Origin of the sequence: Aeromonas sp. 9A (assembly GCF_963900955.1) — a bacterium.
Lineage (GTDB): Bacteria > Pseudomonadota > Gammaproteobacteria > Enterobacterales > Aeromonadaceae > Aeromonas > Aeromonas salmonicida.
In genome coordinates, this window is the sequence record NZ_CAWRFG010000001.1 from 3,115,172 (window position 1) to 3,138,901 (window position 23,730).

Consider the following 23,730-nt stretch of genomic DNA (forward strand, 5'->3'; position numbering starts at 1 on the left):
CGTTAACCATGACACGTCTCCTTGGCAAGGCTGCCATCATCAGAATGTGAAGCACATGGTGTCTGCCAAACGGCGGAAAAACCGGTATGCCATCCGGTTAAATGCATATGGTGAAAAGTGAGCACCAATACTTGGAAGCGACGCTGAAAATACGCCATCGTGATGACAACAAAGACATTTATTACACCTGTAATAACAAAGAAATATGAGAAATAGATCACAAAGCACCATCAAATTATAAGGGAATGCATATTTACCCTCATCATAAGATGCATTTCCCATACATTAAAACAAAAGATCAAAGCATCCTTTTATAGAGGTTTTCTACATGATCGGATTGATTGATTCACTCCCTGTTCATACTTTTACAAATACCATCAGAACAGTTGGCTGCCAAACTATTGATACTAAACAATATGATTTAATATAACGACAACAGGGCCGTAGATCATGAGGCGTCTCATTTCAAGGTTTCGGAGAAACGGGGGCAATAGATATATGTCCCCATTCCAACCCACGTAAGCGCATGTCATGCACTTGCATCAAGAAAGGAAACTAACAGATGCAAAAATTTCATAACATACTGTTTGTCAGTCAAGGCTTGGTGGATGAGACAGAAGCCCTGACACAAGCAATAAGCCTTGCTCGTAACAATCATGCAGTGCTGAAAGCACTGGTGGTATGCCCTTATTTTCCCAAGCAAATGAAGGATTATAGAGAAAAATATGAAGCCTCGCTCAAAGAGCAGCTAGCCCAGGTCATCCAGACGACCCGTGACATCCTGAAGGTCAGCGAAGGGGATGTGCCGGTGCAGATCGAGGTTGAAAGCGGAGATACCCCCTCTATTCGGATTATTCGGCATGTATTGAAGCACTCTCATGATTTGGTAGTGAAAGCCACAGACCCCAAAGAAGGTGGCAAAGGCTTCAAAGCAATCGACATGGAGTTGCTGCGTAAATGTCCATGCCCCATCTGGCTTACCCGCCCCATTCATAGGCACCGCAATACGATGCGCGTTGCCGTGGCGATTGACCCAAAGAGTACGGCCCCTGAGGGACGTGACCTTTCACTTAACCTGTTGACCCTTTCGCGGTCCCTTGCTGATACATGCAGCGGAGAACTGAATGTACTTTCTTGCTGGGATTATGAGTTCGAGGATTATCTGCGTCAAAATGTATGGATAAAAGTATCCGATGATGAATTAACCAAAAGTATCGATGCAGCGCAAAATGAACATAAAGTAGCCCAGGTGCACTTATTAAAAGAGTCAGGCATTCAAGGAAATCTACAGATCCACCACATTCGAGGACAAGCTGAACACGTCATTCCACAATATGTGGCAGACCACCAAATCGACATTTTGGTGATGGGGACAGTCGCCAGAACCGGCATTTCCGGGTTCTTTATTGGGAATACCGCCGAAAATGTCGTACAAAAACTTGAGTGTTCCTTGCTGGCACTGAAACCAAACGGATTCGTGTCTCCTGTGATGGCTTATTAATAACGGGGGTTGGAAATGCAGCCTGTGCAACCAGAACAAGATCCCGTCCTTTGGCATAGCATCACATCAGATTGTGCTCTCAAGCGACAAGCATCTTCCTGCTCAGGTCTGAGCCAGAACGAAGTCAGTGATCGACTGGCCAAATACGGCGGAAATCGCTTGCCGCAGACGGCCAAGCGTAGCGACTTCATACGCTTCTTGCTGCATTTCCACAATATTCTCATTTATGTCCTGCTTGCTTGCACTGTGGTGACTGCCGCGCTGGAGCACTGGGTTGATACGGGTGTGATTCTGGCCGTCGTCATCGCCAATGCTCTGATCGGCTTCATTCAGGAGGGCAAGTCAGAAAAAGCGATGGATGCCATCCGCCATATGCTGGCACCCAATGCGAATGTCATTCGCGATGGGCAGCGCCTCAGTATTGCAGGCGATCAACTTGTTCCTGGCGATATTGTATTGCTGGAGGCTGGCGACAAGGTGCCTGCCGATCTGCGGCTACTCACAGCGCTCGGATTGTCGGTGCAGGAGGCGATTCTGACCGGTGAATCTGTGCCGGTAGAAAAACACTGTGAACCAGTGGTGGAGAACACACCGCTCGGTGACCGATGCTGCATGGTGTTCTCCGGCACCATGGTGGCCAGCGGACAAGGTAAAGGTGTCGTCGTCGCGACGGGAGCTAGTACCGAGATAGGACGCATCAGTGGCCTGCTTTCAGGTGTAGACGTGCTCACAACCCCTCTGGTGCAACAGATGGGTGTATTTGCCAAATGGCTCACCATACTGATCCTGCTGATCGCGTCGTTGTTGCTCGGATATGGTTACTTTGTCGGACATCAAGACTTTACCAGCATGTTCATGGCGGTGGTGGGGTTGTCAGTTGCAGCCATCCCCGAAGGCTTGCCCGCAGTGCTCACCATCACTCTTGCCGTGGGCGTACAAGCCATGGCGAAGCGCAATGCCATTGTGCGCCACCTGCCAGCGATTGAAACCCTCGGCTCTGTGTCCGTCATCTGCACTGATAAAACTGGCACCCTGACCCGCAACGAAATGATGGTAGCCTCAGTGCTAACCCATCAGCATATGTTCACGCTGGAGGGCGAAGGTTATGCGCCTGAAGGCGCCTTGACACGCGAGGAGGCTCGGATTGCACCGTCTGAACATGCCGTATTGGAAGAACTGGCCCGCGCAGCCGCACTTTGCAACGATGCCGCCTTACGCGAGCATGAGCAGGTGTGGACAGTAGAAGGCGACCCAATGGAAGGGGCGCTGCTTGCCTTCTCTGGAAAAATGGAGATGGATATTCGCAAGGAGCAGGCAGCCTGGACACGTACTGATGCTATTCCCTTCGATGCCAAACACCGCTTCATGGCAACCCTGAACCATGATCACGAACGCCATGGGTTTATATTCGTCAAAGGTGCGCCAGAGCGGATCCTTGCCATGTGTGCGGATCAGCGCAGTCCCAACAACAAGACAGAAGCGCTCAATACGGCCTACTGGAACGACAGAGCAGAAGGCATTGCCGCACGCGGACAGCGTGTGCTGGCCTTCGCCGTGAAATCGGTCAAACCCGAACACACTGTATTGGAACACAGCGAGGTTGAAGGCACGCTCACATTGCTGGGCATGGTAGGTATGATTGACCCGCCACGCACTGAGGCAGTAACGGCCGTGGCAGAATGTCACTGTGCAGGCATTCGGGTGAAGATGATCACCGGCGATCACGCCAAGACAGCGGCAGCCATTGGCAAGCAGATTGGCCTGCAAAACGCTGACAAGGTACTCACTGGCGCAGACCTTGACAGCATGGATGATGCATCACTACAACAAGCCGTTTTGCACTGCGATATTTTCGCCCGTACCAGCCCTGAGCATAAATTGCGGCTGGTAATGGCTTTGCAATCCCACGGCATGACGGTCGCGATGACGGGAGACGGGGTGAACGATGCCCCTGCCCTGAAGCGCGCCGACGCCGGTATTGCAATGGGAAAAAAGGGCTCGGAAGCCGCCAAGGAGGCCGCCGAATTGGTACTGGCGGATGATAACTTCGCCTCCATTGTCGCCGCAGTGCGCGAAGGGCGAACCGTGTATGACAATATAAAGAAAGTGATCAGCTGGACACTGCCCACCAACGCAGGCGAAGCCATGACCATCATCATAGCGCTGTTGCTTGGTGTCACACTGCCCATCACGCCGATTCAGATTTTGTGGATCAATCTTATCACGGCGGTCACCCTCGGCATTGCGCTGGCGTTTGAGCCGACCGAAGAAAATACCATGCGTCGCCCACCACGCCCTCGCCATGAGCCTATCTTAAGTGGCGAGCTGGTATGGCACATCGTATTGGTTTCTCTACTTTTTCTCTGCGGCGTGTATGGGATCTATTCATACGCCATGGATAGCGGCTATTCTGTCGAGCTCGCCCGCACACTGGCGGTGAATACACTGGTAGTGATGGAAATCTTCCATATGTTCTTCATCCGCAATATCTATGGCACGTCGCTGACATGGCAAGCGGTGAGAGGAACCAAGACAGTATGGACAACAGTTATCATCATTGTCATTGCACAATTCGCCATCACCTATTTGCCTGTGATGCAGGCCATATTCGCCACAGAGTCAATCCCCTTCTGGGATGGCGTCTTGGTCATTGCCATTGGTGTCGCGCTGTTTACCATTATTGAAACCGAAAAGCAGATTCGTCTGGCATTTAAACGCATGAAGGGAACAGGACAGCCGGTTTAGTCTTTTACAGACAGACCCGCTTTTCATCTATTAACCATACCCTGAACCCGGGTGGTATTGGCTAGCTGCACAATCTGTCAAAAAATAACGTGAAATCCTGGTTATCTTGTTTCCAGCAGATGCTCTTCTACTTGGGATGGTTATCTGAAGCACTCGACGGGGATCTGAATTAACCGCCAGCCCCAGTGGCAGGAGACTATCCGAGTTTACTCAGCCAGAGTGACAAAACGGTTTACCAAGGCAAGGGCACCCCATTCAGATCCAAGAGTTGTCCCGATTGGTTCAAAGATAATCCATTGAGTAGATTAAGCAGTTTGACGGCGACCTCGGCTGGGTTCTGCCACTGTTCTGCTGGCAGCTCCCTCAAGAAGGGAGTGTTCATCGGGGAATCCATCAGCCCGGGAGCCACGGCAATAACGCCAGCTTGCGGGAAACTGCGCGCCCACTCATGGGCAAGGGTCCTGACCCCCATGTTGAGGGCCGCCTTGCTCATGCGGTAGCTGTAACGTTCCCCTTGTTCATTTGCGCCTATGGCTCCCGCCAGATCAGAAATGGCACAGAGCCAGACTCGACTATCCTCCGCCATCAGGCGGCCAAGCCGGGCAGCCACGGCCAGGGTGGGCCAGGCATTGGCCAGCAGGCTGTCACACAGCCACTTGGGATTGACCTCCTCTACCCGCTTCTCCGGCATGAAGTTGATATCGTGCAACAGGCCTATGGTGTTGATCACCACGCTCGGCAGCGCGACTGTGTCATAGAGGGTGAACAGCGCATCGAAAGAGAGCGGATCCACCTCCTGCAACGGAAAGTAGCAGGCCGGATCCAGCCCTTTTGGCAGTTGCCTGCCCGCCAGTACCAGCTCCTCGCCACGGGCTGACAACTCCCTGGCCAGCGCCGTGCCCAATCCACCACAGCCCAAGATCAGATAGCCCATCACCCTCTCCCTGGATTGACTGCCTGTTTAGAGGTTATCAGAATAATGACCGCTTGCCGCCAAGGGGAGGCGGCCCCCTCCCATACGGCTTTATGCCTCACCCAGATGTTTGCCAAACTCCCGTGCCAGCGCCAGATCCAGAAAACCATCTGCCTTCTTGTGGCTGCGCAAGAACTGGTAATACGCGAGCAGGGTGACCAGCTGTTTTTCATCAGGCAGGGATTGCTCGGGAACCAGCTCCTGCAGCAGGGTGCCGGCGGCGGCCAACGCCTCCCGATCCACCACTTCCGCCTGTCGATAAAGGTAGCCGCAGCCGGTGGCGAGCCACTCCAGCGAACAGTTGGCCCCCATGGCAATCTGGTTTGCCTTGCCAAGGCCGGGTTCGGCTCCCTTCAGGTACTTGCGGATCAGGGCTTCACTCAACCCCACCTTGCGGGCGAAGGCGCTGACACTGCCCTCCCCGATCAGACTCTGCAACCGCGCGGCAAATCCGTCCATCATGCATCCTGTCAGAACTAAAGTTCGAATGAACAAAAACCACATTATTGCCTTGCCAGGCAGAAGAGACCAAGATGCTGGCAGCATTTATTCCCCAAGGAGTCACCCATGTCTGTATCTCGCCTCGCCCTGCACGCCCAGGGCCCGACCTTCTCTCGCCTTATCATGGGCTACTGGCGTCTGATGGAGTGGCAGCTCTCCCCGGCCGCCCTGCTCGATCTGATGAAGTACCACCTGGATCTGGGGGTGACCACCATAGATCACGCCGATATCTATGGTGGCTACCAGTGCGAAGAGGCATTTGGCCATGCCCTGCGCCTGGAACCCTCCCTGCGTGACCGGATGGAAATCGTCAGCAAGTGTGGCATCGCCCTCACCGCCAAGCCTGAGCATGCCCTCAACCACTACAACACCGGCAAGGCGCACATCATCGCCAGTGCCGAGGACTCCCTGCGCAAACTCGCGACCGATCACCTGGATTTGTTGCTGATCCACCGTCCGGACCCCCTGATGGATGCCGATGAGGTGGCCGATGCTTTTATCAGCCTCAAGCAGGCGGGCAAGGTGAAGCATCTGGGGGTGTCCAACTTCAGTGCCCGCCAGTTCGAGCTGCTGCAGTCCCGCCTGCCCTTCCCGCTGGTCACCAATCAGCTGGAGATATCGCCCCTGAATCAGAGCACGACGCTGGATGGCACCCTGGATCTCTGTCAGCAACTGCGCATCAAGCCCATGGCCTGGTCCTGCCTGGGTGGCGGACGCCTGTTCGATGGCCAGGAGTATGCTCCGCTGCGCGCCGAGCTCGAGCAGATCCGTCATGAAGTGGGTGCCCAGAACATAGAGCAACTGGTGTACGCCTGGGTAATGATGCTGCCGAGCCAGCCGCTGCCGCTGATTGGCTCAGGCAAGCGGGAGCGGATTGCCGCTGCCGTGGCAGCCGAGTCCATAGCGCTCACTCGTCAGCAGTGGTTCCGCATTCGCAAGGCGGCGCTTGGTTACGACGTACCCTGACCCCTGCTTGATGGCCCAATCGCGCACAAACAAAAACGGCATGGGAAAACCCATGCCGTTTTGCATTAACGAGGCAACTCAACGATGACGCTGGGGGCGACCACGTGGTGCATCTGTCTTCGGTTTGGCTTGGTTGACTGTGATGGTACGGCCACCGATCTCGGTGCCATGCAAACCGGCGATGGCCTTTTCGGCATCGCCATTGACAGGCATTTCAATAAAGCCAAACCCCTTGGACTGACCGGTATCTCGGTCGATGATGATATCGACCTTGTCTACCTGTCCAAATTGGCTGAACACGGTTGTCAGTTCGTCGGCCGTCATCCGGTACGACAGATTACCTACGTAAATCTTCATGCCATCCACTCTCGATTCAAGGTGCCTTCTCTATCCCATCACCAACACAAAGGTAAGGGCACAACCCCCATGCCGGACCTGCCAGGGCATCATGCCCGGGCACTCCCCGTTCTGCTCACTCAAGTCATTGATCTCTTGGGTGAACAGAACAGGCAAGATCAATTCGAGTCACTGGCAGTATCTGAGCTTTGAGCTGGATTGTCGAGAAAATAGTCAGCTCAAACCGGGAGCAGCTCGTTCAGCACACCCTTGATCGCCCGGCGACTATGCCAGGCTCGTTTAAAGCCAAAGCGGTAGATGCCTGGGGCAACCTCATGGGTCCCTTCGCGGCCAAGCCTCATCAGGGCAGTCGCCGCGGCAAGCTGCGCACCATCTAGCCTAAGGTCCAGACTGAACGCCAGCCACTGGCCGTCATGACCCACCTTGTATTCCCGCTCTATGGCCACCAGCGCCGTTTTAGGCAAGGCCAGGGCCTGATCATCGCTGCCGTTGAGCAGATAGAGGTGCTCGTCATCCCAACCCAGTTCGGCCAGCCGCCAGCGTTGCCAACTGCGTGGCAGGGAGACCAGGAGCGCTGTGATGCCCCCAAAGATCACCCCAACCCAGTGGAGCAACCCCATGGCACCCCGTCCGTACAACAAGGAGGCAGCCACCACGCCCCAACTCGTCAGCAACAACAGAAAAATGACGCAGCGATAGGGCATTGCCGGCGGCATCAGCAAGCGAACCCCGGGGGTTGCCAGCAAGGATGTAATTCGCATGAAAGGTTCCTGTGACCGTGAAATGGCGCCATTGTGAATAGACCTCACGGGGCTGACAAGGGGGTTTTCTTTGTCATCCCCCTATAAAATCAATACCATGGCATCAAGGATACTCAATGGGACTTGTTTCTTGACCAGCTCGCAGCCCTGTGTGCGCTTTTGTGGCGTCAACAAATTCTACGGTGACTTCCAGGCCCTGCATCAGATTGACCTCACCATAGCGCGGGGGGAGAAGTGGGTTATCTGCGGCCCGTCAGGCTCTGGAAAATCCACGCTGATCCGCACTATCAATGGCCTGGAGGGAATAGACAGTGGTCAGCTGTTCCTGTTTGGCGAGCCCGTTACCCCCGCCTACCTGCGTCGCCTGCAAGGGCGAGTCGGCATGGTGTTTCAGCAGTTCAACCTGTTCCCCCATATGACGGTGCTGGAAAACCTGATGGTGGCCCCCGTGCATACGCTGGGACTGAGCACGCAAGCAGCCAAAAACCGTGCCCTCGGCCTGCTGGAACGTGTACGCATTCAGGCCCAGGCCGACAAGTACCCCCACCAGCTCTCCGGCGGCCAGCAGCAGCGCGTGGCCATCGCCCGCTCCCTCTGCATGCAGCCGGAACTGATGCTGTTTGATGAGCCTACCTCGGCCCTCGATCCCGAGATGATCCGCGAGGTATTGGATGTGATCCGCGAGCTGGCAGACGAGGGAATGACGCTTATCTGCGTCACCCACGAGATGGGTTTTGCCCGCCAGGTGGCGGACCGGGTGCTCTTCATGGATGAGGGCAAGATCATCGAATCCGCCCCGCCGGCTCAGCTGTTCAGCAAGCCTGCCCACCCGAGAACCCGTGCCTTTCTCGAGCAGGTGCTCAGCTACCATGGCTGATACCCGACCCACCCGCCTCGCCAGCTGGCTGCTGGCAATCCTGTTGCTGATCCTGCTGCTGGGCTGGGTGCTCTACAGTGGCGCCCATCAGATGGGTTATGAGTGGCAGTGGCAGCGGGTCGGCCCCTTTCTCGGGGAGTGGGAAGATGGCGACTTCTACCCTGGTCCACTGCTCAGCGGCTTGCTGGTCACCCTGCAAGTCGCCTTGCTCAGTCTGGTGGGCACCCTGGTCGTCGGGTGCTCCGTCGTCAGCCTGCGTCTGCTTCCCTCTCGCCTGGGCCCCTGGCTTGCCGTCACCTATCTGGCGCTGGTACGCACCACGCCCCAGCTGGTGCAACTCTATATCCTCTATTTTCTGCTGGGCCCCATGTTGGGACTGGCCCCGCTCGCCTGCGCCGTGCTGAGTCTATCCCTCTATCAGGGGGCCTTCACCGCCGAAGTGTTGCGAGCAGGAATACAGGCCATCCCCAGCGGACAGTGGGAGGCTGCGCGCTCCCTTGGTTTGTCACGGGCCATCACACTGCGCAAAGTGATACTGCCGCAACTGGTACGTATCGTGCTGCCTCCGCTCACCAACGAGCTGGTATCCCTCATCAAGCACTCGGCGCTGGTGAGTGTCATCGCCATCTTCGATCTCACCAACGAAGGGCGTACTCTGGTGGCCGATACCTTCCTCACCTTTGAGGTGTGGTTCACCGTGGCCGCCCTCTATTTGCTGTTGACGCTGACACTGTCAGCCTGTTCGCGGGCGCTCGCCCGTCATCTTGATCCGGAACAACAAGGACGCTAACTATGTCACTCTCGTTCAAAACCGCCCTCTCGGGCGCAGCCCTGCTCTTTACCGCTCTCTTTACCCCTGCCCAGGCAGAAGGCGAGGCATCTGCCACCCTGGCGCAGATAGAACAAAGCGGCACCCTGCGGGTTGGCATGTCCACCTTCGCCCCCTGGGCGATGCGCGACAAACAAGGCGCCCTCATCGGCTTCGAAATCGATGTTGCCCGCCGCCTGGCCACCGACAACGGCTGGCAGGTCGAATTCGTCCCCACCGCCTGGGATGGCATCATTCCTTCCCTGCTGGCAAAAAAATATGACGTCATCATAGGCGGCCTCACCATCACACCCGAACGGGAGAAGAGCGTGCGCTTCACTCAGGCCTACTCCCACTCAGGCATCCAGCTGGCCGCCTCAAAGGCGCAGGCCCAGGACAAAAAGACGCTGTCCGACTTCAACCAGCGCGGCGTGATCCTGGCGGTGCGCCGTGGCGCCTCACCGGTGCAGGTCGCCAAGGAGAACTTCCCCAAGGCGACCCTTCGCCAGTTCGATGATGAATCCCAAGTGTTTCAGGAAGTACTGAACGGCCGCGCCCACGGCGCCCTCTCCTCTTCCCCGAAACCGGAACAAGAGACACTGCGCCACCCCGAAGCTCTTTTTATGCCGTTTGCCGAACCGCTGTCGCAAGGCAGCGAAGGCTTTGCCCTGCGCAAGGGGGATGACGCCCTGGCCGAGCAGTTCAACGAGTGGATCGCCGCCCGTCAGGCCGACGGCTGGCTCAAGGCCCGTCATGACTACTGGTTCAAGTCGCTGGCATGGGAAGCCCAGGTCGCCAATCCCTGATGCTGATTGCCATCAAACGCGCTACCCGAGCCGTCGGCTGGCTCGATGGGATACTCATGCTGATACTGCTGCTGGCAGGCATGTGGCTTGCCAGCAGATTGCACCTTGGCGTGGCCTACCAATGGCACTGGCAGGCCGCCTTCGAGCTGCTGTTCACGCGCGGCCCCCAGGGTGAGCTGCCCTATTTTTTCAGCGGCTTGCTCACCACCTTGCGCATCGCCCTGCTCGGCATGGTGCTGGCGCTGTTGCTGGGCACTGCGCTGGGTCTGGCGGCATTCAGCCGCCGCCCCTGGCTGGTGTTACCGGCGACCCTGTTCATCCAGTTGATCCGCAATCTGCCGCCGCTGGTGTTTATCTTCATTTTCTACTTCTTTATCGCCAATCAATTGCTGCCGGCGAGCGGCCTCTCCCGCTGGCTCGGCACTCTGTCACTCTCCCCCTGGCAAGAGGCGCTGCTGGGCCCGCCCGCCAGATGGGAGAACCTCATCTCTGGCACCCTCTGTGTCGGCATGATCAGCGCCGCCTTCGTCGCCGAGATAGTCCGTGCCGGTCTCGCGGCCGTGCCCAAAGGGCAGTGGGAAGCGGCGCAGAGTCTTGGTCTCTCGCCCCGGGTGCGGCTGCGCCGGGTGATCCTGCCCCAGGCCATGTTGCTGATGCTGCCTCCCCTCACCGGCCAACTCATCGCACTGGTGAAAGATACCGCCATCGTTTCCCTCATTTCGGTACAGGAGCTCACCTTCGTCGGCACCGAGATGGCCAACTCCAGCGGGCTGGTTTATGAAATCTGGCTACTGGTGGCGGCCGCCTATTTATTGATATGTTTGAGTCTGTTTGTGCTGCTCAGCCGACTCGAAGCAAAACAAGGAGCCCATAGATGCTGACGTCCCTGTTACTGGCCTCTGTACTGCAGGCCGAGGCGATCGGCGGTTATGCCGCCGGTTGCCTCAAAAACGGCATGGCCCTGCCACTGGAGGGACCCGGGTATCAGGTGATCCGCACCAAGCGGTTGCGTTACTACGGTCATCCCGACCTCATCCACTATCTGCAGGAGCTGGCCAACCAGACCCGCATGGCTGGCATGCCGGATCTCTATATCGCCGATCTGGCGATGGCCCGCGGCGGCCCCTTTACCTCGGGCCATCGCAGTCACCAGACTGGCCTGGATGCCGACATCTGGTTTCGCATGGCCAACCGCCCCATCAGCAAGTGGGAGCAGGATGCCCCCAAGGAGTGGGCGCTGATCGACGAGCCCAGCTATCGGGTATTGCCGGGCCGCTTCGGCCCGGAGCAACTGAACCTGTTGCGACTGGCTGCCAGCAAGCCCGAGGTGGCGCGCATCTTTATCAACCCCGTCATCAAGGGCGAGGTGTGCAAACGGGCCGCCGATGAGCCCTGGGTCGCCAAGCTGCGCCCCTGGGTCGGCCACTTCAGCCACTTTCATGTGCGGTTGCGCTGCCCCGTCGGCAGCCCAGATTGCGAGCCACAAGCCCCCATTCCCCCCGGCGATGGCTGCGGCGCCGAGCTGGCCTCCTGGCTCAAGGACAAGCCACAACTACCCAAGGTCTCAGGTATCAACAAGATGCCCATCCTGCCCGCCCGTTGTGGCAACTGACCCCAAGCTGGTATGGTGGGCCCATATCCGCTAGAAATTTCAATGGAGAACAACAAGATGGCCACTTCACTCTGGCGCAGCACCACGCAGAGCCTGTTGACACTGACCCTGCTGCTGGGATTGACCGGCTGCGGCATGAACAATATTCCGACCCTGGATGAGCAGGTCAAGGCAAGCTGGGGCCAAGTCGAGAATCAGTACCAGCGCCGCGCCGATCTCATTCCCAATCTGGTGGCCACCGTCAAGGGCTACGCCAGCCATGAGCAGGAGACCCTCAAAGCGGTCACCGATGCCCGTGCCCGGGTCGGCAGCGTGCAGGTGAGCGATCCGGCCCAGCTCAAGGAGTTTGAAGCGGCCCAGAACCAGCTATCCAGTGCCCTCTCCCGCCTGATGGTGGTGGTGGAGCGCTATCCGGATCTCAAGGCAGATCAGCAGTTCCTCACCCTGCAGGCGCAGCTGGAAGGCACCGAGAACCGCATCTCGGTAGCACGCCGTGACTACATAGAGGCGGTGCGCCAGTTCAATACCGAGATCCGCACCTTCCCCGGCGTCATCTGGTCCAAGCTGCTCTATTCGGATCTCGAAGCCAAACCGAGTTTCAGTGCCAAACCCGGGGCTGAAGAGGCGCCCAAGGTCAGCTTCCAATGAGCAAATTTGCCCGCTGGTTGCTGCCCTGTCTGTTGCTCTGGACCGCAGTACTGCAAGCCGCTCCCGACTTTCCGGCCCTCAGCGGCCGGGTCGTGGACGAGGCGAACCTGATGTCCCGCAAGCAGGCCCACCAGCTGACCCAGCAACTGGCCGCGTTTGAAAAACGCAGCGGCATTCAGCTGGTAGTGGTCTCCATCGACAGCCTGGATGGCGAGACCATAGAGGAGTACGGTTATCAGCTCGGTCGTCATTGGGGCATAGGCCAGAAGGGAAAGAACAACGGTGTGCTGCTGTTGATCGCTCAAGATGAGCGCAAAGTGCGTATCGAAGTGGGCTATGGGCTGGAGGGTGCCCTGCCCGATGCTATCGCCGCCAACATCATCCAGACCCGGATCCTGCCCGCCTTCAAACGTGGCGACATGGTTGCGGGCGTAGTGGCTGGCAGCCAGAGCATAATGCAGGCATTGGCGGGTGAATATCAGCCAGTGGACACCGCCAAGAAAGAGGACAAGCTGGGTGGTCCCTGGCTGTTCATTCTGATGGTGATTGTGATGATAGTGCTGCATAACCGCGGTGGTCGACGCCGCGCGGCTTTTCTGGCCGGTGGTTTTGGCGCCGGTAGCTTCGGCGGCAGAGGAGGTGGCGGCGGTGGCTTCAGCGGTGGCGGCGGCAGTTTTGGTGGCGGTGGTGCCTCCGGTGGTTGGTAACAGGAATAAAGAGACAGACCATGATTTCTAAACAGTTCTTTCACACTCTGCAGGCCAAGGTTCGCGAGGCGGAGCTGGAAACAGACGCCGAGCTGGTCACAGTACTGGCCCCGGCCAGCGACGGCTATCGCTACATTCCCACCCTGTGGGCAGCCCTGATTGCCATGCTCACGCCCCTGCTGGTGTTCGAACTCGGCTTCTGGCTCGGCTGGTACGAGATACTGCTGGCACAGTGGTCAGTCTGGTTGCTGCTGAGCATACTGTTCCACTGGACTCCCATCAAAATGTACCTGATCCCGAAGAAGGTACGCAGGCACAGAGCCGCCCTGATGGCGCGCCTGCAGTTTGTCGAGCAGGGGCTGCACCGCACCCGTGACAGGCTGGGGGTGCTGATCTTCGTCTCTGTGGCCGAGCACTATGTAGAGATACTGGTGGATGACGGCATCGCCCAGCATATCGACAATGACCAATGGCAGGCGATCATCGATGACTTCACCCGCCGGGTACGCAACAAGGAGGTGGAGCAGGGATTCCTCGAATGCGTGGAGCGCACCAGCGCCATCCTGACCGACGCCTTCCCGGCTACCCGGGATCAAAACGAGCTGCCCGACAGCCTGATCATCCTGGACAAGCCCTGATCGGGTTTAAAATACCGGCATTTTGTTCAAGGGATAGCCGCTCGATAAAGATTATGAAAAATAAGGGGAAAAGTGGTTGACCCAGGCAGCCCTTTCCCCTAAATTACGCCCCGTTCCGGCGCAACAGTGCAGCGAACGCAGTGTTGGCCGAACACGTTAAACTCTGGTCAAAAATTTGGTGTGGTGCCCAAGAGGCTGCCCACCGACGAAGTCGGCAAGGAAGCACGCACAGCGTGCTCCGAAAGCCACTTCAAAGCAGTAAAAATTTGGTGAGGTGTCCGAGTGGCTGAAGGAGCACGCCTGGAAAGTGTGTATACGGCAACGTATCGAGGGTTCGAATCCCTCCCTCACCGCCAAATTTAAAAGAACCGACCTGATGGTCGGTTTTTTGCTTTTGGGGAAACGGCAACGCTGATGTCGACGAGGGAGGGTGAGCACCCTCGCTGGGTTCGAGCAGAGCAGCTTGCTGCGATGAACGGCCAACGGCCGCCCCGAAGGGGTGAGCCACGCAGTGGCGAATCATCCCTCCCTCACCGCCAAATTTAAAAAACCGACCTGATGGTCGGTTTTTTGCTTTTGGGGAAACGGCAACGCTGATGTCGACGAGGGAGGGTGAGCACCCTCGCTGGGTTCGAGCAGAGCAGCTTGCTGCGATGAACGGCCAACGGCCGCCCCGAAGGGGTGAGCCACGCAGTGGCGAATCATCCCTCCCTCACCGCCAAATTTAAAAAACCGACCTGATGGTCGGTTTTTTGCTTTTGGGCCGGCCTATCCTCTGCTGCCGACTCTCCTTCCTCTACTCTTACCAAGATTGCATGCTGCAGTGTTGGTTGCTCTCCCCTCTGCCCGACAAAATTCCCTTCATTCCCCTCTCGCTGTGTAAACCCGCCATCTTTGCCCATCTCTACGAAACACTGTTTTGCGGGCTTGTTCCAGCCGTTGAAAATCATTCTCAAATGGGAAAATTGACCCTTGTAGCAAAAAACGATTTTACCCCCATCGATTAATTATTAATCCCCTGAAATGACATGTAAATCAGTATGAAAGTGCCATAATGCGTAACATTATTGTTAAGTCACGTGATTAATTTGGTTAGGGAAAATCTCTATGTTTGCTGATATTGCTGTTCAACATTGGGCTTTTGCCATTTATGTCATTGCAGCCATCTGCCTCTGTCTGGTGATGATCGGCCTCGCCGCCCTGCTGGGTGGCCGCGCCCACGGCCGTGCCAAAAACAAGCCCTTCGAGTCTGGCGTCGATTCGGTGGGTAACGCCCGCCTGCGCTTCTCCGCCAAGTTCTATCTGGTTGCCATGTTCTTCGTCATCTTCGACGTGGAAGCACTTTACCTGTTTGCCTGGTCTGTTTCCGTTCGGGAAAGCGGCTGGGTCGGCTTCATCGAAGCCGCAATCTTTATCGGCTTGCTGCTGGTAGGACTCCTCTACTTGTGGCGTATCGGCGCCCTCGACTGGGCACCGAAAAAACGCGCCCTGACCGACAAGAAGCCTGACTGACTTACTGATTCTCTCTTTGAGGTTGCACCATGAAGTACACCCTGACCCGGATTGACCCGGATGCGCCCGTTGAGCGCTATCCACAGGAACAGCGCCAGACCGTCGATGACCCGCTGGCACAAGACGCGACGCGCGGCATCATGATGGGGCGTCTCGAGGAGGTGTTGCAAGACACCGTCAACTGGGGTCGCAAAAACTCCCTCTGGCCCTACAACTTCGGTATCTCCTGCTGCTATGTGGAGATGTGTACCGCCTTCACTTCCCCCCATGACGTGGCCCGCTTCGGTGCCGAAGTGATCCGGGCCTCGCCCCGTCAGGCGGATTTCATGGTGATCGCCGGTACCCCCTTCATCAAGATGGCGCCTGTCATCCAGCGACTGTATGAACAGTTGCTCGAGCCCAAGTGGGTCATTTCCATGGGCGCCTGCGCCAACTCGGGCGGCATGTATGACATCTATTCAGTGGTACAGGGGGTAGACAAGTTCCTGCCGGTCGACGTCTATATTCCGGGCTGCCCTCCCCGTCCCGAGGCCTTCCTGCAAGCCCTGATGCTGCTGCAGGACTCCATCGGCAAGGAACGCCGCCCCCTCTCCTGGGTTGTCGGCGATCAGGGGATCTACCGTCCCAACATGCCGGCCGAGAAGGACCGCAAACGGGGCGAGCGGATCAAGGTGACCAACCTGCGCACGCCGGATGAGATCTGACCATGAAACTGACTCGCGATTTTCCCAGCAATGACACCATGGCCCAGTGGCAACCCAGCGATCACCAGGATGCCCTGGTGGTCGGCGAACTGTTTTCCCACTTTGGTGCCGAGCGTTTCACCGTGCAGAGTACCCGTACCGGCGTACCCGTGATCTGGCTCGCCCGCGAACTGTTGCTGGACGTGGTGGGCTTTTTGCGCAAGCTCCCCTCCCCGTTCGTGATGCTGTATGACCTGAGTGCCACCGACGAACGGCTGCGCAGCCATCGTGACGGCCTGCCCCAGAGCGACTTCACCGTCTTCTATCACTTCATCTCCATCGACCGTAACGCCGATGTGATGCTCAAAGTGCCCCTTGCCGAGAGCGACCTGCATCTTCCCACCCTCACAGGCCACTTCCCCAACGCCAACTGGTATGAGCGGGAAGTGTGGGATCTGCTGGGCATTACCTTCGACGGCCATCCCCATCTGACCCGCATCATGATGCCCAAGAGCTGGCAGGGTCACCCGCTGCGCAAGGACTATCCTGCACGGGCCACCGAGTTCGATCCCTTCATGCTCGATGCCGCCAAGCAGGACATGGAGCAGGAGAACCTGCTGTTCAAACCGGAAGAGTGGGGCATGGCCCGTGGCAACGAGAACGAGGACTATATGTTCTTGAACCTCGGTCCCAACCACCCGTCCGCCCACGGAGCCTTCCGACTGGTGTTGCAACTCGATGGCGAAGAGATCCGCAACTGCGTGCCCGACATCGGTTATCACCATCGCGGTGCCGAAAAGATGGGTGAGCGCCAGTCCTGGCACAGCTATATCCCCTACACAGACAGGGTCGAGTATCTGGGCGGAGTAATGAACAACCTGCCTTACGTGCTGGCAGTGGAGAAACTGGCCGGCATCAAGGTGCCGAACCGGGTCGACGTGATCCGGGTGATGATGGCGGAGCTGTTTCGCATCCAGAGCCACCTCCTGTTCCTTGGCACCTATATCCAGGACGTGGGGGCCATGACCCCTGTCTTCTTTACCTTTACCGACCGGCAGAAGATCTACACCATCATCGAAGCCATCACGGGTGCCCGTATGCACCCGGCCTGGTTCCGTATCGGTGGCGTGGCCCACGACTTGCCCAAGGGATGGCAGCGACTGGTGCAGGACAATCTGCTGAGCTGGCTGCCCAAGCGTCTGATGGATTATGAAAAAGCCGCCATGCGCAACAGCATTTTGCGCGGGCGCACCATAGGCGTCTCCGCCTACACCACTGAGCAGGCGCTCGCCTGGGGCACGACGGGGGCGGGTCTGCGGGCCACGGGCCTCAACTTTGACGTGCGCAAGTGGCGCCCTTATTCGGGCTATGACCAGTTCGACTTCGAAGTGCCGGTGGGCGGCAATGGCGATGCCTATGACAGGGCCACGGTACGCATCGAGGAGATCCGCCAGAGCCTGTCGATCATAGAGCAGTGCATGAAGAACATGCCAGAAGGGCCCTTCAAGGCGGATCACCCCCTCACCACACCGCCCCCCAAAGATCGCACCCTGCAAGACATAGAGACGCTGATCACCCACTTCCTGCAAGTGTCGTGGGGCCCTGTGATGCCGGCCGCCGAGTCGTTCCAGATGATAGAGGCCACCAAGGGGATCAACAGTTATTACCTGACCAGCGATGGCTCCACCATGAGCTACCGGACCCGGATCCGCACCCCGAGCTTTGCTCACCTGCAACAGATCCCCTCCGTGATCAAGGGCAGCATGGTGTCGGATCTCATCGTCTATCTGGGCAGTATCGATTTCGTTATGTCGGATGTGGATCGTTGAGTCCTCGGGTAATCAAACCACAGCACCCAACAACCGTGACGAGACAAAAAGAATAAGCCACAAAAGGTTAAGCCATGAGCCAGCAATGTCAGTGCCAAAACAGTCAGACCCCGCAGGGGCAGAGTGCGTGCGGGGGCAAGGGGGATGGACCCGTCCCTGGACCAACAGACGGCTTCGTCCTGAGCCAGGCCGAACGGGACGCCATCGAACATGAGAAACACCACTACGAAGATCCCCGCGCCGCCAGCATTGAAGCGCTCAAGATCGTGCAGCAGGCCCGTGGCTGGGTACCGGACGGTGCCATTTATGCCATCGCCACCGAGCTCGGCATTCCCGCCAGCGACGTGGAAGGGGTCGCCACTTTCTACAGTCAGATCTTCCGTCAGCCGGTAGGCCGCCACATCATCCGCGTCTGTGACAGCATGGTCTGTTACATCAACGGCCACGAAGGGCTGCTGGCCGGCCTCAAGGAAGTGATGGATCTCGCCCCCGGCCAGACCAGCGCCGATGGCCGCTTCACCCTGCTGCCCGTCTGCTGCCTCGGCAACTGCGACAAGGGCCCGGCCCTGATGATCGATGACGACACCTATGGCGGGCTCGATGCCGTCACACTGATCAAGACGCTGGAGGCTTATCCATGAGTCTTCCAACCAACAAGATCCTCGCCTCTCTCGGCACCGCCAACCGCACGCCCCGGGCCCCCGAGACTCATCCGCTCACCTGGCGACTGCGTGACGATGGTCAGCCGGTCTGGCTGGATGAATACCAGAGCAAGCAAGGCTATGACGCTGCCCGCAAGGCGCTGGGCCAGATGAGCCCGGATGAGATAGTCGGTACCGTCAAGGATGCCGGTCTCAAGGGTCGTGGCGGCGCCGGCTTCCCCACAGGGGTGAAGTGGGGGCTGATGCCCAAAGACGAGAGCATGAACATACGTTACCTGCTCTGCAATGCCGACGAGATGGAACCCAATACCTGGAAAGATCGCCTGTTGATGGAGCAGCTGCCCCACCTGCTGATCGAGGGCATGATCATCTCCGCCAAGGCGCTCAAGGCCTATCGCGGCTATATCTTCCTGCGCGGTGAATACGTGGATGCCGCCATCCATCTGCGCCGTGCGGTGATCGAGGCCAAGGCCGCCGGCCTGCTCGGCAAGAACATCCTGGGCTCCGGCTTTGATTTCGAGCTGTTCGTCCATACAGGGGCAGGTCGTTACATCTGTGGCGAAGAGACGGCGCTGATCAACTCATTGGAAGGCCGGCGCGCCAACCCGCGCGCCAAGCCCCCCTTCCCCGCCGTTTCCGGCGTCTGGGGCAAACCCACCTGCGTCAACAACGTCGAAACCCTGTGCAACGTGCCAGCCATCATAGGCAATGGCGTGGCCTGGTATCAGGGACTGGCGCTGCCGGGTTCCGAAGATCACGGCACCAAGCTGATGGGTTTCTCCGGCAAGGTGAACAACCCCGGCGTCTGGGAGCTGCCCTTTGGCATCACTGCCCGCGAGCTGTTTGAGCACTACGCCGGTGGCATGAAGCCAGGCTACCGTCTCAAGGCGTGGCAACCGGGCGGGGCTGGCACCGGCTTCCTGCTGCCAGAGCACCTGGATGCCCAGATGTATACCGCCGGTATCGGCAAGGTGGGCACCCGTATGGGGACGGGTCTGGCCATGGCAGTCGATGACAGCGTCAGCATGGTAGGGCTCTTGCGCAACATGGAAGAGTTCTTCGCTCGCGAATCCTGCGGTTGGTGTACCCCGTGCCGTGATGGCCTGCCTTGGAGCGTCAAGCTGCTGCGGGCGCTGGAGCGTGGCGAGGGACAGCAAGGGGATCTCGCGACCCTGGAGCAGCTTTGCAATTTCCTTGGGCCGGGCAAAACCTTCTGTGCCCACGCGCCCGGCGCCGTCGAGCCCCTTGCCAGCGCACTCAAGTATTTCAGATCCGAATTCGAGGCCGGTATCAAGGGGCCAAGCGACCATCACTCGCTGCTCAAAGGGATCCAGCCCAATCTGCTGGGCGAACGCTGGTAAGCGCCAAGGCGCATCGGGCAATAGCCGATTTCACCATAGGTTTCAGGAACGTTGTATGGCGACCATTTTTGTAGACGGTAAAGAGTACGAGGTAGACGGGGCAGACAACCTGCTGCAGGCCTGTCTGTCGCTGGGTCTGGACGTCCCCTATTTTTGCTGGCATCCGGCGCTAGGTAGCGTGGGTGCCTGCCGCCAGTGTGCGGTCAAGCAGTATCAGAATGCCGACGACAAGCGCGGCCGGCTGGTCATGTCCTGCATGACCCCCTCTACCGATGGCACCTATATCTCCATCGAAGACGAAGAGGCGAAAGAGTTTCGCAAATGTGTGGTGGAGTGGCAGATGACCAACCACCCCCACGACTGCCCTGTCTGTGAAGAGGGCGGAGCCTGCCACCTGCAGGACATGACGGTGATGACAGGCCACAACAGCCGTCGCTACCGCTTTACCAAGCGTACCCACCAGAATCAGGAACTGGGGCCCTTCATCAATCACGAGATGAACCGCTGCATCGCCTGTTATCGCTGCGTGCGTTACTACAAGGATTACGCCGGTGGCGAGGATCTGGGAGTCTATGGCGCCCACGACAACGTCTATTTCGGCCGGGTCGAAGATGGCACCCTGGAGAGCGAATTCTCCGGCAACCTGGTGGAGGTCTGCCCCACCGGCGTGTTCACCGACAAGACCCACTCAGAGCGTTACAACCGCAAGTGGGACATGCAGTTTGCCCCTAGCGTCTGCCAGCAGTGCTCGGTGGGCTGCAACATCAGCCCGGGTGAGCGTTATGGCGAGCTGCGCCGCATAGAAAACCGCTTCCATGGCGGCATCAATCACTACTTCCTGTGCGATCGTGGCCGCTTTGGCTATGGCTACGTCAATCTGGCTGACCGTCCCCGTCAACCGCTGCTTCGGGTAGACAAAGAGCAGCGCGATGGCGATGGCAACGACCCGCTGGCCATCACTGTGGATGGCGCCCTCAACCGCGCCGCCGATGCCCTGCGCACCGCCAGCGCCGTCATCGGCATCGGTTCACCCCGTGCATCGCTGGAGAGCAACTTCGCCCTGCGCGAACTGGTCGGGGCCGACAACTTCTATTGCGGCGTTGAGCAAAGCGAGTGGGCGTGTCTGCAAAAGATGCTGTACATACTGCAGCACGGCGGTATTCGCACGCCGAGCCTGCGGGACATGGAAGAGGCCGACGCCATTCTGGTGCTCGGTGAAGATGTCACCATGAGCGCCGCCCGTATAGCCCTGGCGCTGCGCCAATCGGTCAAGGGCAAGGCCCGTGACATCGCCCGCAAAATGAAGGTGGACTTGTGGCAGGTCGCCGCTGTGCAGACCCTGGGCCAGAATGAGCGCTATCCGCTGCTCATCACCAGCCTGGACAGCACCCGCCTCGACGACGTGGCGGCAGAAAAACTGCACGCCCCCCATACGGATCAAGCCCGCCTCGGCTTTGCCATCGCCCATCTGCTCGACAGCTCGGCGCCAGCCCTGTCCGATCTCGGCCAAGAGCAGCAGGCGCAAGCCACTCGCTGGGCCGACCTGCTAGGCAATGCCAAAAAGCCGCTCATCATCGCAGGCTCGGGCGCCCGCACCCCGGCATTGATCGATGCGGCCAGCAATATCGCCCGCGCCCTCAAAGGCCGCGGTCAGGACGTCAGTCTGGCACTGGTGGCACAAGAGGCCAACAGCCTGGGGCTGGCCATGCTGGCCGGCAACGCCGCCCCGCTGGAAGCCGCACTCACCCGCATCGAGGCCCAGGATACTCTGGCGCTGGTGACCCTGGAGAACGATCTCTATCGCCGTGCCCCGCGCAATCGGGTCGATGCCGCCCTCAATCGTCTGCAACACCTGCTGGTCATCGATCATCAAGCTACCCAGACCGCTCAAAAAGCCGATCTTGTGCTCCCTGCTGCCAGCTTTGCCGAAGCCGATGGCACCCTGGTCAATATGGAGGGGCGCGCCCAGCGCTTCTTCCAGGTCTATGCCCCCGCCTTCTACAACGCCGACATTCAGGTGCGTGAAGGGTGGCGCTGGCTGGCCGCGCTGCAAGGCGCCCTCCTGCGCCAACCGCTGCGCTGGCAGACCTATGAGCAGATAAGCCATGACTGCGCCACCAGCCATCCGCTGCTGGCCACCATGCAGGAAGCGGCCCCCAATGCCGGATTGCGGATCCGTGGCATGAAGCTGGCCCGTGAACCTCACCGCTACAGCGGCCGCACCTCCATGCTGGCGGATCAGAACGTCAGCGAACCCAGAGTGGCACAGGATCCAGATTCCCCCTTCAGCTTCTCCATGGAAGGCTATGCCGGTGCCCGTCAGCCGATGCAACAGGTGCCGTTCGCCTGGGCGCCGGGGTGGAACTCGCCCTCTGCCTGGAACAAGTTCCAGAGCGAGGTAGGTGGCAACCTTAGGGCCGGCGATCCCGGTCGCCGTCTGCTGGAGCCGGGCGACGACACCCTGGATTGGTTCGATACCATTCCTGCCCCCTTCACCGCCCAGGAAGCCCTGCAGGTGGTCAACTATGACCAGCTGTTTGGTGGCGAGGAGCTCTCCGCCAGAAGCCCCGTCATACAGGCGCGCATGAACGAACCCGAGCTGGTGCTGAACCCGGCCGATGCGGCTCGCCTTGCCCTCAAGGCGGGCAACCAGGTGAGCTTCTCCTGGGGTGGCAACCACTGGCGTCTGAAGCTGCGCCTGAGCCATGCCCTGGCTCAGGGCCTGCTGGGACTGCCCCTTGGAGTGAACGGTCTGCCGACCGCGCTGCAACAGGCCTATATCAACAATCTGCAGGAGGCCATCGCATGAGTGATTCCCTGATCGACCTGTTGCTGGAGGTTGGCAAGGCATTGATAGTGCTGGTGGGGATAGTGGGGGCTGGCGCCTTCATGAGCTTCATCGAACGCCGCCTGCTGGCCCTGTGGCAGGACAGATACGGCCCCAATCGGGTGGGCCCGTTCGGTCTGCTGCAACTGGCGGCCGACATGATCAAGATGTTCTTCAAGGAAGACTGGATCCCGCCGTTCGCCGATCGCCGGATCTTCATCCTGGCTCCCATCATCGCCTTCACCGCCTTTATTCTGGCGTTTGCGGTGGTGCCGCTCACTCCTACCTGGGGCGTGGCGGATCTCAACGTGGGGCTACTCTACATACTGGCCATAGCAGGGCTCGCTGTCTATGCCGTGCTGTTCGCCGGCTGGTCGAGCAACAACAAGTACTCATTGCTCGGCAGCCTGCGCGCCTCGGCCCAGACCCTCTCCTATGAAGTGTTCCTGGGGCTCTCCCTGATGGGGATAGTGATCCAGACCGGCAGCTTCAACCTGAGAGACATAGTCGAGGCCCAGGCCGGCTTGTGGAACGTGGTGCCCCAGATACTGGGCTTCATCACCTTCCTGTTTGCCGGCGTCGCCGTCACCCACCGTCACCCGTTTGACCAGCCGGAGGCCGAGCAGGAGCTCGCCGACGGTTATCACATCGAGTACGCGGGCATGAAATGGGGTCTCTTCTTCGTGGGCGAATACATCGGCATAGTGCTGATCTCCTCCCTCATAGTGACCCTGTTCTTCGGCGGCTGGCATGGCCCCTGGTTACCCCCTTTCATCTGGTTTGCCCTGAAGACCGCCTGTTTCATGGTGTTCTTCATCCTGCTGCGGGCTTCCTTGCCAAGGCCGCGCTTTGACCAGGTGATGTCGTTTGGCTGGAAAGTCTGCTTGCCGCTGACCCTTGTCAATATGCTGATCACCGGCGCTGTGGTGCTGATAAATGTGCAGTGAGGCACGACT

General features: G+C 58.6%; 22 protein-coding genes, 1 tRNA gene and 2 other RNA genes. 21 read left to right on the forward strand and 4 right to left on the reverse strand.

Translation table 11 applies throughout. The features are described from left to right. Positions 1–562: 562 nt before the first annotated feature. Entirely contained in the window at positions 563–1,501 is a 939-nt protein-coding gene (locus tag AACX78_RS14415) for a universal stress protein (RefSeq protein WP_159166627.1), read from the forward strand. Between the two features lie 24 nt (positions 1,502–1,525). Continuing rightward, positions 1,526–4,246, forward strand: a complete 2,721-nt coding sequence (locus AACX78_RS14420) for a cation-transporting P-type ATPase (protein ID WP_236556339.1) — start codon at positions 1,526–1,528, stop codon at positions 4,244–4,246. 232 nt (positions 4,247–4,478) lie between these two features. Here the strand turns inward: AACX78_RS14420 and AACX78_RS14425 are convergent, their stop codons facing one another. Continuing rightward, entirely contained in the window at positions 4,479–5,180 is a 702-nt protein-coding gene (locus AACX78_RS14425) for an SDR family oxidoreductase (RefSeq protein ID WP_159166629.1), read from the reverse strand. Positions 5,181–5,270: 90 nt separating this feature from the next. Continuing rightward, on the reverse strand, positions 5,271–5,678 hold the full coding sequence (locus AACX78_RS14430; protein WP_005314974.1) for a hypothetical protein: 408 nt from the start codon (positions 5,676–5,678) through the stop codon (positions 5,271–5,273). A 108-nt stretch (positions 5,679–5,786) separates the two neighbouring features. Here AACX78_RS14430 and AACX78_RS14435 point away from each other — a divergent pair, with 108 nt between their 5' ends. Beyond that, complete coding sequence (locus AACX78_RS14435; RefSeq protein ID WP_159166630.1) at positions 5,787–6,686, forward strand: aldo/keto reductase; 900 nt, start codon at positions 5,787–5,789, stop codon at positions 6,684–6,686. Between the two features lie 78 nt (positions 6,687–6,764). Here the strand turns inward: AACX78_RS14435 and AACX78_RS14440 are convergent, their stop codons facing one another. Together AACX78_RS14440 and AACX78_RS14445 are read right to left on the reverse strand one after the other, a co-directional pair. Further along, positions 6,765–7,043 carry an RNA recognition motif domain-containing protein gene (locus AACX78_RS14440; RefSeq protein WP_011898630.1) on the reverse strand — a complete coding sequence of 93 codons (279 nt, stop codon included), beginning with the start codon at positions 7,041–7,043 and terminating at the stop codon, positions 6,765–6,767. Between the two features lie 218 nt (positions 7,044–7,261). After that, the gene (locus AACX78_RS14445) at positions 7,262–7,804 is read right to left on the reverse strand and encodes a hypothetical protein (RefSeq protein ID WP_159166631.1); all 543 of its coding nucleotides are present in this window, start codon (positions 7,802–7,804) and stop codon (positions 7,262–7,264) included. Positions 7,805–7,901: 97 nt separating this feature from the next. Here AACX78_RS14445 and AACX78_RS14450 point away from each other — a divergent pair, with 97 nt between their 5' ends. From AACX78_RS14450 to nuoH, 18 genes are all read left to right on the forward strand, one after another. Beyond that, entirely contained in the window at positions 7,902–8,681 is a 780-nt protein-coding gene (locus AACX78_RS14450) for an amino acid ABC transporter ATP-binding protein (protein WP_111588714.1), read from the forward strand. Then, positions 8,674–9,471 (forward strand): amino acid ABC transporter permease, encoded by a 798-nt coding sequence (locus AACX78_RS14455; protein ID WP_059113239.1) that lies wholly within the window; start codon positions 8,674–8,676, stop codon positions 9,469–9,471. Before AACX78_RS14450 ends, AACX78_RS14455 begins: the two co-directional genes overlap by 8 nt. 2 nt (positions 9,472–9,473) lie before the next feature. Further along, complete coding sequence (locus AACX78_RS14460) at positions 9,474–10,295, forward strand: transporter substrate-binding domain-containing protein (RefSeq protein WP_017411549.1); 822 nt, start codon at positions 9,474–9,476, stop codon at positions 10,293–10,295. Then, positions 10,295–11,176 carry an amino acid ABC transporter permease gene (locus AACX78_RS14465; protein ID WP_201302954.1) on the forward strand — a complete coding sequence of 294 codons (882 nt, stop codon included), beginning with the start codon at positions 10,295–10,297 and terminating at the stop codon, positions 11,174–11,176. The genes AACX78_RS14460 and AACX78_RS14465 overlap by 1 nt, the downstream gene beginning before the upstream one ends. Further along, positions 11,170–11,907: a penicillin-insensitive murein endopeptidase gene (gene mepA, locus AACX78_RS14470; protein WP_159166633.1), complete on the forward strand. Its 738-nt coding sequence runs from the start codon at positions 11,170–11,172 to the stop codon at positions 11,905–11,907. The genes AACX78_RS14465 and mepA overlap by 7 nt, the downstream gene beginning before the upstream one ends. 42 nt (positions 11,908–11,949) lie before the next feature. Beyond that, positions 11,950–12,555 carry a LemA family protein gene (locus AACX78_RS14475; RefSeq protein ID WP_005314946.1) on the forward strand — a complete coding sequence of 202 codons (606 nt, stop codon included), beginning with the start codon at positions 11,950–11,952 and terminating at the stop codon, positions 12,553–12,555. Beyond that, positions 12,552–13,262: a TPM domain-containing protein gene (locus tag AACX78_RS14480; protein ID WP_159166634.1), complete on the forward strand. Its 711-nt coding sequence runs from the start codon at positions 12,552–12,554 to the stop codon at positions 13,260–13,262. The genes AACX78_RS14475 and AACX78_RS14480 overlap by 4 nt, the downstream gene beginning before the upstream one ends. 20 nt (positions 13,263–13,282) lie before the next feature. Next, positions 13,283–13,900 carry a TPM domain-containing protein gene (locus tag AACX78_RS14485; RefSeq protein ID WP_005314938.1) on the forward strand — a complete coding sequence of 206 codons (618 nt, stop codon included), beginning with the start codon at positions 13,283–13,285 and terminating at the stop codon, positions 13,898–13,900. 268 nt (positions 13,901–14,168) lie between these two features. Further along, positions 14,169–14,256: transfer RNA gene (locus AACX78_RS14490), tRNA-Ser, on the forward strand. A 54-nt stretch (positions 14,257–14,310) separates the two neighbouring features. Further along, a non-coding RNA gene (locus tag AACX78_RS14495) (RtT sRNA) lies at positions 14,311–14,439 on the forward strand. 53 nt (positions 14,440–14,492) lie between these two features. Further along, positions 14,493–14,621: non-coding RNA, RtT sRNA (locus AACX78_RS14500), on the forward strand. Positions 14,622–15,007: 386 nt separating this feature from the next. After that, complete coding sequence (locus tag AACX78_RS14505) at positions 15,008–15,412, forward strand: NADH-quinone oxidoreductase subunit A (protein ID WP_021140926.1); 405 nt, start codon at positions 15,008–15,010, stop codon at positions 15,410–15,412. Between the two features lie 29 nt (positions 15,413–15,441). Beyond that, positions 15,442–16,116 (forward strand): NuoB/complex I 20 kDa subunit family protein, encoded by a 675-nt coding sequence (locus AACX78_RS14510; protein ID WP_159166635.1) that lies wholly within the window; start codon positions 15,442–15,444, stop codon positions 16,114–16,116. Between the two features lie 2 nt (positions 16,117–16,118). Then, on the forward strand, positions 16,119–17,924 hold the full coding sequence (gene nuoC, locus AACX78_RS14515) for an NADH-quinone oxidoreductase subunit C/D (protein ID WP_159166636.1): 1,806 nt from the start codon (positions 16,119–16,121) through the stop codon (positions 17,922–17,924). A gap of 74 nt (positions 17,925–17,998) precedes the next feature. Beyond that, positions 17,999–18,565, forward strand: a complete 567-nt coding sequence (gene nuoE / locus AACX78_RS14520; RefSeq protein ID WP_021140924.1) for an NADH-quinone oxidoreductase subunit NuoE — start codon at positions 17,999–18,001, stop codon at positions 18,563–18,565. Further along, positions 18,562–19,947 carry an NADH-quinone oxidoreductase subunit NuoF gene (gene nuoF / locus AACX78_RS14525; RefSeq protein ID WP_159166637.1) on the forward strand — a complete coding sequence of 462 codons (1,386 nt, stop codon included), beginning with the start codon at positions 18,562–18,564 and terminating at the stop codon, positions 19,945–19,947. Before nuoE ends, nuoF begins: the two co-directional genes overlap by 4 nt. Before the next feature lie 55 nt (positions 19,948–20,002). Then, entirely contained in the window at positions 20,003–22,756 is a 2,754-nt protein-coding gene (gene nuoG / locus AACX78_RS14530) for an NADH-quinone oxidoreductase subunit NuoG (protein ID WP_159166638.1), read from the forward strand. After that, positions 22,753–23,721, forward strand: a complete 969-nt coding sequence (gene nuoH / locus AACX78_RS14535) for an NADH-quinone oxidoreductase subunit NuoH (protein ID WP_005314900.1) — start codon at positions 22,753–22,755, stop codon at positions 23,719–23,721. Before nuoG ends, nuoH begins: the two co-directional genes overlap by 4 nt. Positions 23,722–23,730 lie beyond the last annotated feature (9 nt).

Bases quoted from the DNA above. Each gene is read 5' to 3' on its own strand.
- AACX78_RS14475 (WP_005314946.1), top strand. From the start codon at position 11,950: ATGGAGAACAACAAGATGGCCACTTCACTCTGGCGCAGCACCACGCAG.
- nuoE (WP_021140924.1), top strand. From the start codon at position 17,999: ATGAGCCAGCAATGTCAGTGCCAAAACAGTCAGACCCCGCAGGGGCAG.
- AACX78_RS14440 (WP_011898630.1), bottom strand. From the start codon at position 7,043: ATGAAGATTTACGTAGGTAATCTGTCGTACCGGATGACGGCCGACGAA.
- AACX78_RS14450 (WP_111588714.1), top strand. From the start codon at position 7,902: ATGGCATCAAGGATACTCAATGGGACTTGTTTCTTGACCAGCTCGCAG.
- nuoF (WP_159166637.1), top strand. From the start codon at position 18,562: ATGAGTCTTCCAACCAACAAGATCCTCGCCTCTCTCGGCACCGCCAAC.
- AACX78_RS14415 (WP_159166627.1), top strand. From the start codon at position 563: ATGCAAAAATTTCATAACATACTGTTTGTCAGTCAAGGCTTGGTGGAT.
- AACX78_RS14480 (WP_159166634.1), top strand. From the start codon at position 12,552: ATGAGCAAATTTGCCCGCTGGTTGCTGCCCTGTCTGTTGCTCTGGACC.
- nuoC (WP_159166636.1), top strand. From the start codon at position 16,119: ATGAAACTGACTCGCGATTTTCCCAGCAATGACACCATGGCCCAGTGG.
- mepA (WP_159166633.1), top strand. From the start codon at position 11,170: ATGCTGACGTCCCTGTTACTGGCCTCTGTACTGCAGGCCGAGGCGATC.
- AACX78_RS14460 (WP_017411549.1), top strand. From the start codon at position 9,474: ATGTCACTCTCGTTCAAAACCGCCCTCTCGGGCGCAGCCCTGCTCTTT.
- AACX78_RS14505 (WP_021140926.1), top strand. From the start codon at position 15,008: ATGTTTGCTGATATTGCTGTTCAACATTGGGCTTTTGCCATTTATGTC.
- AACX78_RS14435 (WP_159166630.1), top strand. From the start codon at position 5,787: ATGTCTGTATCTCGCCTCGCCCTGCACGCCCAGGGCCCGACCTTCTCT.
- AACX78_RS14455 (WP_059113239.1), top strand. From the start codon at position 8,674: ATGGCTGATACCCGACCCACCCGCCTCGCCAGCTGGCTGCTGGCAATC.
- nuoG (WP_159166638.1), top strand. From the start codon at position 20,003: ATGGCGACCATTTTTGTAGACGGTAAAGAGTACGAGGTAGACGGGGCA.
- AACX78_RS14445 (WP_159166631.1), bottom strand. From the start codon at position 7,804: ATGCGAATTACATCCTTGCTGGCAACCCCCGGGGTTCGCTTGCTGATG.
- AACX78_RS14430 (WP_005314974.1), bottom strand. From the start codon at position 5,678: ATGGACGGATTTGCCGCGCGGTTGCAGAGTCTGATCGGGGAGGGCAGT.
- AACX78_RS14425 (WP_159166629.1), bottom strand. From the start codon at position 5,180: ATGGGCTATCTGATCTTGGGCTGTGGTGGATTGGGCACGGCGCTGGCC.
- AACX78_RS14465 (WP_201302954.1), top strand. From the start codon at position 10,295: ATGCTGATTGCCATCAAACGCGCTACCCGAGCCGTCGGCTGGCTCGAT.
- nuoH (WP_005314900.1), top strand. From the start codon at position 22,753: ATGAGTGATTCCCTGATCGACCTGTTGCTGGAGGTTGGCAAGGCATTG.
- AACX78_RS14510 (WP_159166635.1), top strand. From the start codon at position 15,442: ATGAAGTACACCCTGACCCGGATTGACCCGGATGCGCCCGTTGAGCGC.
- AACX78_RS14485 (WP_005314938.1), top strand. From the start codon at position 13,283: ATGATTTCTAAACAGTTCTTTCACACTCTGCAGGCCAAGGTTCGCGAG.